General features: G+C 59.3%; 6 protein-coding genes, 2 tRNA genes and 4 rRNA genes. 2 read left to right on the top strand and 10 right to left on the bottom strand.

Features of this window, described 5'->3' with window-relative positions; genetic code table 11:
- The first annotated feature begins 57 nt into the window (after nucleotides 1–57).
- Entirely contained in the window at nucleotides 58–399 is a 342-nt protein-coding gene (locus tag LO55_RS03665; RefSeq protein ID WP_071360482.1) for a DUF1840 domain-containing protein, read from the top strand.
- A gap of 216 nt (nucleotides 400–615) precedes the next feature.
- Here LO55_RS03665 and rrf (LO55_RS03670) read toward each other — a convergent pair.
- The 5 genes from rrf (LO55_RS03670) to LO55_RS03690 all read right to left on the bottom strand — a co-directional run bounded on the left by rrf (LO55_RS03670) (nucleotide 616) and on the right by LO55_RS03690 (nucleotide 5783).
- Nucleotides 616–728, bottom strand: a 5S ribosomal RNA gene (rrf, locus tag LO55_RS03670).
- A gap of 152 nt (nucleotides 729–880) precedes the next feature.
- Nucleotides 881–3772 (bottom strand): 23S ribosomal RNA (locus tag LO55_RS03675).
- A 237-nt stretch (nucleotides 3773–4009) separates the two neighbouring features.
- Nucleotides 4010–4085 (bottom strand) — tRNA-Ala (locus LO55_RS03680).
- 8 nt (nucleotides 4086–4093) lie between these two features.
- Nucleotides 4094–4170, bottom strand: a tRNA-Ile gene (locus LO55_RS03685).
- Between the two features lie 82 nt (nucleotides 4171–4252).
- Nucleotides 4253–5783: ribosomal RNA gene (locus LO55_RS03690) — 16S ribosomal RNA — on the bottom strand.
- Together the 16S, 23S and 5S rRNA genes with 2 tRNA genes alongside form the textbook arrangement of a ribosomal RNA operon.
- A 575-nt stretch (nucleotides 5784–6358) precedes the next feature.
- On the opposite strand from LO55_RS03690, the gene LO55_RS03695 reads away from it, so the two are divergent.
- Nucleotides 6359–8476, top strand: coding sequence for a TonB-dependent receptor family protein (locus LO55_RS03695; RefSeq protein ID WP_071360483.1), 2118 nt, complete (start codon nucleotides 6359–6361; stop codon nucleotides 8474–8476).
- Here the strand turns inward: LO55_RS03695 and LO55_RS03700 are convergent.
- The 5 genes from LO55_RS03700 to rrf (LO55_RS03720) form a co-directional block, all read right to left on the bottom strand.
- Entirely contained in the window at nucleotides 8451–9974 is a 1524-nt protein-coding gene (locus tag LO55_RS03700; RefSeq protein ID WP_071360484.1) for a DUF3482 domain-containing protein, read from the bottom strand. The two genes, LO55_RS03695 and LO55_RS03700, sit on opposite strands and share 26 nt — an antisense overlap.
- Nucleotides 9971–11449, bottom strand: a complete 1479-nt coding sequence (locus tag LO55_RS03705) for a DUF2868 domain-containing protein (RefSeq protein WP_071360485.1) — start codon at nucleotides 11447–11449, stop codon at nucleotides 9971–9973. The genes LO55_RS03700 and LO55_RS03705 overlap by 4 nt, the downstream gene beginning before the upstream one ends.
- Nucleotides 11450–11610: 161 nt before the next feature.
- Nucleotides 11611–12063 carry a hypothetical protein gene (locus LO55_RS03710; RefSeq protein WP_005671458.1) on the bottom strand — a complete coding sequence of 151 codons (453 nt, stop codon included), beginning with the start codon at nucleotides 12061–12063 and terminating at the stop codon, nucleotides 11611–11613.
- A gap of 113 nt (nucleotides 12064–12176) precedes the next feature.
- Nucleotides 12177–12623: a hypothetical protein gene (locus LO55_RS26935; RefSeq protein ID WP_229410045.1), complete on the bottom strand. Its 447-nt coding sequence runs from the start codon at nucleotides 12621–12623 to the stop codon at nucleotides 12177–12179.
- Between the two features lie 584 nt (nucleotides 12624–13207).
- A 5S ribosomal RNA gene (rrf, locus tag LO55_RS03720) occupies nucleotides 13208–13320 on the bottom strand.
- Between the last annotated feature and the right edge of the window lie 115 nt (nucleotides 13321–13435).

The raw sequence follows: 13435 nt of genomic DNA on the forward strand, positions 1-13435 counted from the left end.
TGTGCGCCTGCGTTAGTCGTGCTATCGTTTAGACACTAACAATACTAAGAGATAGCCATGTTGATTACCTTTAAATGCAGATCCTACCCAGAGGTCTTGATGTACCAGGAGCATGCCAAGCGCATCCTCGACCTGTTGCACAAGGAACCGGAACGCGGTGTCATCACCGCGGCAGAAGCGGAACGCGTGATCCCTCTGCTCGAGGCCGAGATCGAAGAGAGTCGCAAGCACCAGGCGACCGATCAGGTGGCGCAAGACGTCCAGGCACACCATCGCGATGAAGACGACCACGAGCATCAGCCGATCGAAGTGGTCACCTTCTCGGCACGGATGTATCCGCTGCTGGAAATGATGCGATCGGCGCGCGACAACAAGACCGATATCTTGTGGGGTGTTTGAGCTTCGCTTGAATCCAGGCTGGTTGAACGCGTCGGCAGCGAAGCTGCCAACCCTGTATTCGGATCAGCACCTGCCGTAGGGTTGGCGGCTCTGCCGCCGACGCGTTCGCCAGATGCATGAATTCCCGATCGTTGAACCAGATCCAGACGGCTTTCCAAGGCCGGAAAGGAAAAAAAGCCCGCTCAGTTCAACTGAGCGGGCTTTTCTATATAACTAGCCTGACGATAACCTACTTTCACACTGGTTGCAGCACTATCATCGGCGCAAAGTCGTTTCACGGTCCTGTTCGGGATGGGAAGGGGTGGGACCGACTTGCTATGGTCATCAGGCTTTGACTTGTCTGGCTACGCTTGAGTTACGCGTGGGCGGCACAGCCGCCCACCCTACGCTTTGTTCAGCGTGGCCATGAATCTGGAAGAAGTAAGTTGGGTTGTAGTTTTGTATCGAGCAGCTGTACTCGACCTTGGACTACCAAGGTTATAGGGACAAGCCGTACGGGCAATTAGTACTGGTTAGCTTAATGCATTACTGCACTTCCACACCCAGCCTATCAACGTCCTGGTCTCGAACGACCCTTCAAGGAGCTCAAGGCTCCGGGAAATCTCATCTCAAGGCAAGTTTCCCGCTTAGATGCTTTCAGCGGTTATCTCTTCCGAACTTAGCTACCCGGCAATGCCACTGGCGTGACAACCGGTACACCAGAGGTTCGTCCACTCCGGTCCTCTCGTACTAGGAGCAGCCCCCTTCAAATTTCCAACGCCCACGGCAGATAGGGACCAAACTGTCTCACGACGTTTTAAACCCAGCTCACGTACCACTTTAAATGGCGAACAGCCATACCCTTGGGACCGGCTACAGCCCCAGGATGTGATGAGCCGACATCGAGGTGCCAAACTCCCCCGTCGATATGAACTCTTGGGAGGAATCAGCCTGTTATCCCCAGAGTACCTTTTATCCGTTGAGCGATGGCCCTTCCATACAGAACCACCGGATCACTATGTCCTACTTTCGTACCTGCTCGACTTGTCGGTCTCGCAGTTAAGCACGCTTATGCCATTGCACTATTAGCACGATGTCCGACCGTACCTAGCGTACCTTCGAACTCCTCCGTTACACTTTAGGAGGAGACCGCCCCAGTCAAACTGCCTACCATGCACTGTCCCCGATCCGGATAACGGACCAAGGTTAGAACCTCAAATGAACCAGGGTGGTATTTCAAGGATGGCTCCACGAGAACTGGCGTCCCCGCTTCAAAGCCTCCCACCTATCCTACACAGATTGATTCAAAGTCCAATGCAAAGCTACAGTAAAGGTTCATGGGGTCTTTCCGTCTAGCCGCGGGTAGATTGCATCATCACAAACATTTCAACTTCGCTGAGTCTCGGGAGGAGACAGTGTGGCCATCGTTACGCCATTCGTGCAGGTCGGAACTTACCCGACAAGGAATTTCGCTACCTTAGGACCGTTATAGTTACGGCCGCCGTTTACTGGGACTTCAATCAAGAGCTTGCACCCCATCATTTAATCTTCCAGCACCGGGCAGGCGTCACACCCTATACGTCCACTTTCGTGTTTGCAGAGTGCTGTGTTTTTATTAAACAGTCGCAGCCACCATTTTATTGCAACCCGTTCATCCTTCCACAGTAAAGTGGTCAAACTACTAGGGCGTACCTTATCCCGAAGTTACGGTACCAATTTGCCGAGTTCCTTCTCCCGAGTTCTCTCAAGCGCCTTAGAATACTCATCTCGCCCACCTGTGTCGGTTTGCGGTACGGTCTCGTATGACTGAAGCTTAGAGGCTTTTCTTGGAACCACTTCCGATTGCTTCGTCGCACATGGCGACTCGTCTCAACCCCTTGAATTACGTGCCCGGATTTGCCTAAGCACCTTCTATGAGTCAAAAACTAGCTATTCCAACAGCTAGACAACCTTCCGCGATCCGTCCCCCCATCGCATCATACGACGGTGCAGGAATATTAACCTGCTTCCCATCAGCTACGCATCTCTGCCTCGCCTTAGGGGCCGACTCACCCTGCTCCGATGAACGTTGAACAGGAAACCTTGGGCTTACGGCGTGCGGGCTTTTCACCCGCATTATCGCTACTCATGTCAGCATTCGCACTTCTGATACCTCCAGCATCCTTTACAAGACACCTTCGCAGGCTTACAGAACGCTCTCCTACCATATAGATCAAGTGATAAATCACGAGAAATATATCCGCAGCTTCGGTGACTGGCTTAGCCCCGTTACATCTTCCGCGCAGGACGACTCGATCAGTGAGCTATTACGCTTTCTTTAAATGGTGGCTGCTTCTAAGCCAACATCCTGACTGTTTTAGCCTTCCCACTTCGTTTTCCACTTAGCCAATCTTTGGGACCTTAGCTGGCGGTCTGGGTTGTTTCCCTCTTGACACCGGACGTTAGCACCCGATGTCTGTCTCCCAAGCTCGCACTCACCGGTATTCGGAGTTTGCAATGGTTTGGTAAGTCGCAATGACCCCCTAGCCATAACAGTGCTCTACCCCCGATGGTGATACTTGAGGCACTACCTAAATAGTTTTCGGAGAGAACCAGCTATTTCCAAGTTTGTTTAGCCTTTCACCCCTACCCACAGCTCATCCCCTAATTTTTCAACATTAGTGGGTTCGGACCTCCAGGGCGTGTTACCGCACCTTCATCCTGGCCATGGGTAGATCACTTGGTTTCGGGTCTACACCCAGCGACTGTCGCCCTGTTCGGACTCGATTTCTCTACGGCTCCCCTATTCGGTTAACCTCGCCACTGAATGTAAGTCGCTGACCCATTATACAAAAGGTACGCCGTCACCCCACGAAGAGGCTCCGACTGTTTGTATGCACACGGTTTCAGGATCTATTTCACTCCCCTCCCGGGGTTCTTTTCGCCTTTCCCTCACGGTACTGGTTCACTATCGGTCGATTACGAGTATTTAGCCTTGGAGGATGGTCCCCCCATGTTCAGACAGGATTTCTCGTGTCCCGCCCTACTTGTCGTATGCTTAGTACCACCGTTTGAATTTCGTGTACGGGGCTATCACCCACTATGGCGTCACTTTCCAGAGACTTCCACTATTCAATCGACTATCACATACAGGCTCATCCCATTTCGCTCGCCACTACTTTGGGAATCTCGGTTGATTTCTTTTCCTGCAGCTACTTAGATGTTTCAGTTCGCCGCGTTCGCTTTGCATGCCTATGTATTCAGCATGCAATGACCTAAAAGGCCGGGTTTCCCCATTCGGAAATCTGCGGATCAAAGCTCGTTTGCTAGCTCCCCGCAGCTTATCGCAAGCTACTACGTCCTTCATCGCCTGTAATCGCCAAGGCATCCACCATGTGCACTTATTCACTTGTCCCTATAACGTTGGCCTCTGCATGAGTTACAGAGATCGTCATAGATCAAGAGTACAACTATGTTTGCTTGATACAAATTACTACTACCCTAAGTGTGCTCACTCATCATTTCTGATTCGCTTACACGCTTAAAAAAACTTTACTTCTTCCAGATTGTTAAAGAACGAAAAAACAGTGATCTCGAAAAGATCAAACCTAAATCTCATCAGCTATTTACTGACGACTTACGTTTGAGCTTTTGGTGGAGGATGACGGGATCGAACCGACGACCCCCTGCTTGCAAAGCAGGTGCTCTCCCAGCTGAGCTAATCCCCCGAGAAACGTGGTAGGGCTGGTTGGACTCGAACCAACGACCCCCGCGTTATCAACACGGTGCTCTAACCAGCTGAGCTACAGCCCCGATAAAACTGTTCTTTACTCGTTCAACAGTCGATAAGCGTGGACGCTTGATGATGGGTCGTTAGACCCCGGTGCTACTCTAGAAAGGAGGTGATCCAGCCGCACCTTCCGATACGGCTACCTTGTTACGACTTCACCCCAGTCACGAATCCTACCGTGGTAAGCGCCCTCCTTGCGGTTAAGCTACCTACTTCTGGTAAAACCCGCTCCCATGGTGTGACGGGCGGTGTGTACAAGACCCGGGAACGTATTCACCGCGGCATGCTGATCCGCGATTACTAGCGATTCCAACTTCACGTAGTCGAGTTGCAGACTACGATCCGGACTACGATACACTTTCTGGGATTAGCTCCCCCTCGCGGGTTGGCGGCCCTCTGTATGTACCATTGTATGACGTGTGAAGCCCTACCCATAAGGGCCATGAGGACTTGACGTCATCCCCACCTTCCTCCGGTTTGTCACCGGCAGTCTCATTAGAGTGCTCTTGCGTAGCAACTAATGACAAGGGTTGCGCTCGTTGCGGGACTTAACCCAACATCTCACGACACGAGCTGACGACAGCCATGCAGCACCTGTGTTCAGGTTCCCTTTCGGGCACAGCCAAATCTCTTCGGCCTTCCTGACATGTCAAGGGTAGGTAAGGTTTTTCGCGTTGCATCGAATTAATCCACATCATCCACCGCTTGTGCGGGTCCCCGTCAATTCCTTTGAGTTTTAATCTTGCGACCGTACTCCCCAGGCGGTCTACTTCACGCGTTAGCTGCGTTACCAAGTTAATTAAAACCCGACAACTAGTAGACATCGTTTAGGGCGTGGACTACCAGGGTATCTAATCCTGTTTGCTCCCCACGCTTTCGTGCATGAGCGTCAATCTTGACCCAGGGGGCTGCCTTCGCCATCGGTGTTCCTCCACATCTCTACGCATTTCACTGCTACACGTGGAATTCTACCCCCCTCTGCCAGATTCTAGCCTTGCAGTCTCCATCGCAATTCCCAGGTTGAGCCCGGGGATTTCACGACAGACTTACAAAACCGCCTGCGCACGCTTTACGCCCAGTAATTCCGATTAACGCTTGCACCCTACGTATTACCGCGGCTGCTGGCACGTAGTTAGCCGGTGCTTATTCTTCAGGTACCGTCATTAGCCGTGGATATTAGCCACAGCCGTTTCTTCCCTGACAAAAGAGCTTTACAACCCGAAGGCCTTCTTCACTCACGCGGCATTGCTGGATCAGGCTTGCGCCCATTGTCCAAAATTCCCCACTGCTGCCTCCCGTAGGAGTCTGGACCGTGTCTCAGTTCCAGTGTGGCTGGTCGTCCTCTCAGACCAGCTACTGATCGTCGCCTTGGTGAGCCTTTACCTCACCAACTAGCTAATCAGATATCGGCCGCTCCAGGAGCACAAGGCCCGAAGGTCCCCTGCTTTCATCCTTAGATCGTATGCGGTATTAGCGTAACTTTCGCTACGTTATCCCCCACTCTTGGGTACGTTCCGATATATTACTCACCCGTTCGCCACTCGTCAGCGGAGCAAGCTCCCTGTTACCGTTCGACTTGCATGTGTAAAGCATGCCGCCAGCGTTCAATCTGAGCCAGGATCAAACTCTTCAGTTCAATCTCTGTTTGTTGACTCTTTCGAGTCATCGGTATTGCTACCGAGTCGCTCACTCAAAATACTGACCGTCACTTCATTGCTGAAGCAACGTTTAATACTTTGTGCGAACATTTGATATTTTAAGTATGCAGCTGAACAAGTCAGCTGGCACCTTCATCAAACGCCCACACTTATCGACTGTTAATTTTTAAAGAACTTTATTCGGTACTGCATCATCTGCTGTTTGCTTCGAATCGTTTTGTTCGTCAGCAGCAGAGGAAAGAGAGTATGAAGTGTTTTTCGTTTTTCGTCAACCCCTCATTTCGCTTCGCCTCAGATTTCTCTGTCGACCTTGCCATCGTAACCACTTGATTACGTTAACATTTTTCGGCCGTTGCCGAAGCGGAGGCGAACTATAGCAAACCTCGACAGGGTTCCGCAAGACCCTGATCGACACATCTATCCGCCATTTCAGCAAGCCATCAGCTTGCCGAATTGTTTCTGTGCGCACGTAATACTCCCTTGCAAGGTATATTCCTTGGCTGATTGGCAAGGCATTCCCTTCTCGCGCTTGCTACGCACTCATGGAGAAATAATGAAGCACACCGTCTTGCGCCGTACGGCGATCGCCGCCGTCTGCGCCTGCTGGCCGCTGGCCGCCCTTGCCGAAGAGATTCGCGACCCGATGAACGTGGTCGTGGTCAGCGGCACCCGCGCCGAACACACGAGTTTCGACCTGCCGGCCGCGGTCGACGTGGTCGATGCGGCGCAGATCGGCGACACCCAACTGCGCGTCAACGCGTCCGAAGCCCTGGTCGCCGTGCCGGGCATCGTGGTGCGCAATCGCGAGAACTATGCGCAAGACCTGCAGATCTCTTCGCGCGGTTTCGGCACCCGCTCCGCCTTCGGCGTGCGCGGCGTGCGCCTGGTGGCGGACGGCATCCCGGCCACCATGCCCGATGGCCAGGGCCAGGCCGCGACCTTCAACTTGGATCTGGCCGAGCGCATCGAAGTGCTGCGCGGCCCCATGTCCGCCTTGTATGGCAACCATTCCGGCGGCGTGGTCCAGCTCTTCACGCGCGAACCGACCGATACACCCACGGTCGAAGCCAGCTTCACCGGCGGCAGCTATGGCCAGCGCAAGTTCGACACCAATGCCTCCGGCCGCAGCGGCGGCATCGGCTATCTGCTCGATGCCTCGCGTTTCGAGACCGACGGCTACCGCGACCACAGCGCCGCGACGCGCAAGCAGGCCTACGCCAAGCTGGTCGCCGAACCCTCATCGACCAGCCGCCTGGTGCTGACTGCGAGCGGCCTGCGCCAGGACGATACGCAAGACCCGCTCGGCGTCACCTGGGCCACCTACCAGCGCGACCCGCGCGCGGGCGAGATCGACGCCACCGATACGCAGACGCCCCAGCGCACGCTGGCCGATCGCTACGACACGCGCAAGAGCATCGACCACCAGCAGTTCGGCGCGACGTATGAACAGACGTTCGGCGCCGACCGCCTGCAGGTGACCGCCTATGGCGGCAACCGCCGCGTCATCCAGTACCAGTCGTTCTCGCGCGGCTTCCAGGCGCCGAGCAGCCACTCGGGCGGCGTGATCGACTTCGACCGCGACTTCTACGGCATCGACGCCAACTGGCGCGCGGTGCGCCAGGTCGCCGGCGGCACCATGCGCGCCACGGCCGGCCTGGAACTGGCGCGCTCGAAGGATGCGCGCCAGGGCTTCGAGAACTTCGTCGGCAACACCTTCGGCGTGAAGGGCAACTTGCGGCGCGACGAACAGAACGAGGTGACCAGCGTCGACCCATACGTGCAGCTCGAGTGGGAGCGCGATCGCTGGGTGCTGAGCGGCGGCGTGCGCCACAGCCGCGTGGACTTCGACGTCAAGGACAACTTCCTCTCCAACGGCAACGACAGCGGCGGCACCGACTTCCGCCACACGACGCCGCTGGTGGGCGTGCTGTATAAAGTCTCGCCGACCCTGAACGTGTACGCCAGCGCGGCGCGCGGCTTCGAGACGCCGACCATGAACGAATCGTTCTACTCGGGCACCGGCGGCGGCTTCAACTTCGCGCTCGAGCCTGCGATCGGCACCCATCTCGAAGCCGGCGTGAAAGCCATGGTCGCCAGCGGCGTGCGCGTGAACGCCGCGGTGTTCCAGGTGAAGACGAAGGACGAATTGGTGGTCGACGCCTCGTCGGGCGGACGCACCAGCTACCGTAACGCCAGCGCCACCCTGCGCCAGGGCGGCGAGCTGTCCGTGGACGCCGAACTCGGCGCCGGCTGGAATGCGCGCCTGGCCTTGAGCATGCTGCACGCGGTCTATGACGAAGCCTTTGGCGCGGTGCCGAAAGGCAGCCGCCTGCCCGGCCTGCCGAAGACCAGCTTCTACGGCGAATTCGGCTGGAAGGAAGCGGCCGGCCGCTATGGGGCGGCGCTCGAGACCATCGCCAACAGCCGCGTGTACGCCGAAGACACCAACAGCGCCACGCCGGCGCCTGGCTATGCGATCGTCAACGCCCGCGTGCAGGCGAGCCAGCAACTGGGCGGTTGGAAGCTGCGCCAGTTCGCGCGCCTGAACAACCTGTTCGACCGCGACTACGTCGGTTCCGTCATCGTGGGCGACACCAATCGCCGCTATTACGAAGCGGCGCCAGGCCGCAACTGGATCCTGGGCGTCAGCGCGCAGTACCAATTCCAGTAACTGAGTCCTTGTCCGATGTCGGCGCGGCCTGCGCCGGCGCGCCCGGCAGCGCGACATCGGGATACAGGCGCGCGAGCGTCGCCGTCACCGCCGGCACCAGCACCGCCTCGACCAGCCTCGTGGCGGCGCCCAGGTCCGGCGCTTCGCGCACCGACTGCCACAGGCGATCCCCATCGATGCCGACCGCGCTCAGCGCCTGCTCGGCTTCTGCCTGCCAGAACGGCGGCGCCTCGCTTTCCACATAATTACCCCGTCCTCGCCCGAAGTGCGCCACCGCCAGGTAGCGCAGCATGGCGCCCGTCAGCAGCGTCTGCAGGAAAGGATTCGCGAACTTCACATTGGCCTGGTTGCGGTCCGTGCCCTGGTTGAAACCCCAGGCCGCGCCGGCCGCCGTGATGCCGCCGGCGATCGCGCCCAGCAGCGCGCCTGCGCCCAGGGTCAGTCCGCCGGCCATCGCATCGGCCGACAGGCCGGTCGCCGCCCCCGAGACCACCGCGCCGAGCAGCCCGGCCTGCGCCTTGTCCACCGGCGCGCGCACCGCGAAGTTCTCGCGCACGCGCGCGTTCACGTTCACCGCTTGTCCGGGATCGATGCGATACAGCGACAGCATGCGCGCGGTCGCGTGATTGATGCCGTCGTTCAGGCGCTGCACCAGCGCCGCCATCGCGAGATCCTGGTGCCGCTGCTCGTCCTTGCCGATGCCGACCGCCTTCAGCGCGGTGCGCAGCATGCCCCCGCGTTCTTCGCCCAGGGGCTCGCTGTCGCGCGCCGCCGCCGCGATCTGCTCGGCGCTCATGTTCAGGGCGCTCGCATAGCGCACGCGGTTGCGCTCGGCCCACGCGGCCAGCAGGCGCGTATAGGCGGGACGCTTCTCCTCGTCGATCAGGTGCGCCACCGATTCATAGAACACGTGTTCGTGCACCCAGCAGCGGGCAAAGGCGTCCAGCGGCAGCACTTCCTTCACCACCTGGTACTGCGCCAGGTGCTGTTTCCAGCGCTTGGGTTCGGCCTGCTCCTCGTGCGCCGGACGTGGCGGGCCGACCTGGTTGAGGAGCACGACCACGGGCTTGCCGAGCCATTCGAGGATCTTCATCTCGGGCGGCAGGTAACCCGCGTCCTGCGGCGATTCGGAGGAGTTGACCAGGTAGAGCACGACGTCCGCCTCTTCCCTGGCTGCGCGCAGCGCCTGCTGGCTGAGCCAGAACGGGCGGTCGCGGTAGCGGTCGAACACCTCGCGCAGGAACCAGCCGATCGGATTGCCGGCCAGCGCGAGGCGCTTGTGCAGGCGCACCGAGTCGCCGAAGCCCGGCGTGTCCCACAACACCAGCGCATCGCCCTCCTCGGTGCTCAGGAGCGGGTAGCCTTCCGAGATCTGGGTCACGTGGGCGGCGTCGCGGATCTCGCCGACGTCCATCCCGACCAGGGTGCGCGCCAGCGTGGTCTTGCCATTATTGGTGTGCGAGACCAGGGCGAACTGGATTTTTGCGGGCGTGATCATCGCAGCTCCGGCAAGGCGAGGCCCGCGCCCAGTTCAAGCGCGTGCTTGTCGGGCTGGAGCAGATTGACGACGTGGGCCGAGGCGCCGTGGAAGCTGCAGAACTGGCGCCACAGGGCGTGGCGTTCGGCGACGCGCTCGCTCCCCGCCTGTTCGCCGATGCGCTCGAGCAGCGGCGACTCGTCGAGCAGCACGGCCACGCCGCGCGGCACCCGCTTGACCAGGTAGTCGAGCAGCGCGCCGTGGTTTTCCTTTTCGGGCGTGGCGGCAAGGCTGAACAGCACCGTGGTCACGGTGATGCCGGGCTCTTTCAGGGTCGTGTCGCGCAAGGCTTCCTTGAGCTCGACGCCATATGCGACCGGCGGCAGCAACTGCACCCGCGCTTGGCCGCCGAGGGCCGCGGCGGCGATCGCCCACAGGCCGCGGTCGCGCGGTTCGTCGAGCGTGTAGCTGTAGGGGATCACGCGCAGCACGGCCGGCGTGCCGGCGCCGATGCTGTCGGCCAGCTTGCGGTAATAAGGCTGGTCGAGATCGATCGGGAAGTTGCGCTTCAGGTGGCGTGCGCGCATGCCCGCGACCAGTGCCAGCACCAGGCGCGGCAGGATCACCAGCAGCAGCAAGGTCGCGCCATACAGGTGGACCCAGCGCTCGCCGACCGGCAGGCCGGCAGCGCCGCCAAAGCGCAGCTGCTCGATCTCGGCGGGCGTGAAGCCCTGCAAAAACGGGAACACGGTCAGCGCCGGCGTGAACAGCCATGACAGCAGCGTGTGCACCTGCGCCGCGTCGAGGAAGGTGCTCTCCCATCCGGTGACGTATTCGGTGAGCAGGCCGCGCGCATACAGCGAGGCGACGGCGCCCAGCGCGAAGCCGGCCGCCGCCAGGTGGAAGGTGCGGGCCAGGCGTGCGCGCGTGAGCGGCTCGCTCAGCACGGCCCAATCGGCCAGGTAGTGGGCGACGCCTTCGGCCAGCGCGGTCGGCAGCTTGCGCGGCGCCACCACCTTGCCCACGCTCAGGCGGCGCAGCAGCGGCGTGCCGCTCTTGCGCCGGCGCGCGGCGGGCACGATGGCCCAGACCAGCAGGCCGAGATAGACGAGCAGGTTCCAGCCGACGATCGCCAGCAGCGGCGCCGACAACAGGTCGACGCGGTGCGGATCGGCGATGCGATCAAGCGCGGCGCCAAGCAGGAAAGCCAGGAATGGCAGCGCGATCCAGATGCCGCTCATGCCGGGAGCGCGCCGGGCGAAGGCGCCGAAGGCCGGCGTGCGTTCGCCCAGGCGCTTGAGGATCTGTTCCGCGCGTTGCTGCAGGAAGTGATGCTGGTTGACCGCCATATGGCTGTCGGCCGCTTGCCAGGCAGCAAGCTCGCGCGCGCTGCGGGTGGCGTACATGCGGTCGTCGTCGCTCAGGACCGTGTGGGCAACATCGGCGTACTCGATCGAGCGCACCAGCACGACGTTGCGTGCGACCTGTTCGTTCATGCTTCTCCTATGGATGAAATGGCAATGTCGTTAGAGGCATTGTGCACCAGATTCAGGCAGGCTGGCAGTGGGCTGGCTCACCGTACGTCCTACGCCGACAAGAAAAAACCCGGGCCAGGCCCGGGTCGGTGGTATTGGTGGACGGTCGAGGTCCTGGTCGATCAGCCTTTGCGCTTGCTGCCGGCATCCGACGATGGTTCGTCAGGCCGCCCCTGCCGTTGCTGGTTGGCGGCGCCGTTGCCGGTTTGTCGCGATTTGTCCGGGCCGGTTGGAGACTCCTGGGACCCGGCATGCTGGTACTGCTCCATGCCGTGGCCGGATTGCCGCGACTCGCCCAAACGGTCCTGCTCGCCGCGCGCCTGCATGCGCTGGGCCTGCTGGCGGGCGCTCCATCCGCCGCTCTGCGAACCGGCGCCGGCGCGTTGGCCGCGCCCGCTCGAGTCGGATTGCATGGATCCGGTGTTTCCCTTCGGGAAAGGTGTGTCGAGTCCGCCCGGCATGACGTAACCAGGTGCTCTCGACTGCAGGCTGCCTTCGGCAACCATCAGCGTTTTTGGTTTTGCGATACCGCGTGCACGGTTGTCTCCGCCCTTGACCTTCTCTTTCGACTTCATCGCGATCCTCCGCTTTACTGAACAAGAACTTCGATAATGCGCGTGCAAAGACAGGGGAAGTATCAGAGAACGTTTCGGTGGACTGTGGGATTCGCCCTACGCACCGCATGCAACTATTCTGTTGCTGAGTTGCCTGGAGGCTGCTGCGCGAGGATATTCCTGATCGCGTTCACCACGTCGGCAGGGTTCTGGCGCTGCACCCGGTGGTCGGAATCGACGACAATTCTTTTTGCTTTCGGATACAAGCCGCTGACCAATTCCCTCGTCTTCTGGTCTTTGTTGAAGGCGCCGAAATCGACGCCGACCGCGGTGGAACCCGACGGTTTGTTGATGAGCATGACGATCGGCTTGTCATCGATCGGCGCAAGCGACAGCACCTGTTCGCTGGTCTGGTGAATGGCGTCGATCTCCTTGTTGACGGTACTCGAGAAGAACAGCCGCTTGGCGCCGCGGGTCCAGACGGGGAATTCCTCGGATTTCTTGACGACCCCAGGCAGTAGCGGATCAACCAGCACGAGGCCGCAGACTTCTTGCGGGTAGCGCTTTGCGAATAGCTGCATGTACAAGCCGCCGAGCGAGGGCCGACAAGGATGTACGGAGGCGCCAAGCCTTTATGCCTCAGGGTTTGCCTGAGTTCCTCGACGATAGTTGCGCCATCGCGCGCCGTGTCCGTTTCCTGGCTGTTGCCATAGCCAGGGCGGTTATAGGCGAAGATCGACGCGTCAGGAACCAACGAGTCGATCACCTTGTCCCATCCATCCACCGTTGCGCGCAAGCCGTTTTCGAAGACGATGCTGACGTTCGCGCTCGGATGTTTGATGGTCAGCGATTCGACCTGTCGGCCTGCGACCATATCGACGCTGGCGGTGGCGGGGGCGGAGGATACCGATCCCGACATCGACAGGCAGCCCAGCAGGATGACAATGGAAAGGATGTTCTTGCGGCCAGCGTTCGTTTGCGGGGACATGGGATCTCGTGAAATCGCTCGAGTTTGGAGAGTTCCATTCTTTCACGACACCCCATCAGTCTTGTCGGACAAGCGCTGAACTGCTGATTGGCTCGACAGATTGCCGAAAGCGCGATCTGGACTGCAAAAAGCAAAAAGCCCGCTCAGTTCAACTGAGCGGGCTTTTCTATATAACTAGCCTGACGATAACCTACTTTCACACTGGTTGCAGCACTATCATCGGCGCAAAGTCGTTTCACGGTCCTGTTCGGGATGGGAAGGGGTGGGACCGACTTGCTATGGTCATCAGGCTTTGACTTGTCTGGCTACGCTTGAGTTACGCGTGGGCGGCACAGCCGCCCACCCTACGCTTTGTTCAGCGTGGCCATGAATCTGGAAGAAGTATTGTTGGGTTGTAGCTTTGTA

The sequence above is a fragment of the Massilia timonae genome, assembly GCF_001866515.1.
Classification (GTDB): domain Bacteria; phylum Pseudomonadota; class Gammaproteobacteria; order Burkholderiales; family Burkholderiaceae_D; genus Telluria; species Telluria timonae.

Excerpts from the sequence above, each read along its gene's own strand:
- LO55_RS03705 (WP_071360485.1), bottom strand. The coding sequence starts at position 11,449 with ATGAACGAACAGGTCGCACGCAACGTCGTGCTGGTGCGCTCGATCGAG.
- LO55_RS26935 (WP_229410045.1), bottom strand. The coding sequence starts at position 12,623 with ATGCAGCTATTCGCAAAGCGCTACCCGCAAGAAGTCTGCGGCCTCGTG.
- LO55_RS03700 (WP_071360484.1), bottom strand. The coding sequence starts at position 9,974 with ATGATCACGCCCGCAAAAATCCAGTTCGCCCTGGTCTCGCACACCAAT.
- LO55_RS03710 (WP_005671458.1), bottom strand. The coding sequence starts at position 12,063 with ATGAAGTCGAAAGAGAAGGTCAAGGGCGGAGACAACCGTGCACGCGGT.
- LO55_RS03665 (WP_071360482.1), top strand. The coding sequence starts at position 58 with ATGTTGATTACCTTTAAATGCAGATCCTACCCAGAGGTCTTGATGTAC.
- LO55_RS03695 (WP_071360483.1), top strand. The coding sequence starts at position 6,359 with ATGAAGCACACCGTCTTGCGCCGTACGGCGATCGCCGCCGTCTGCGCC.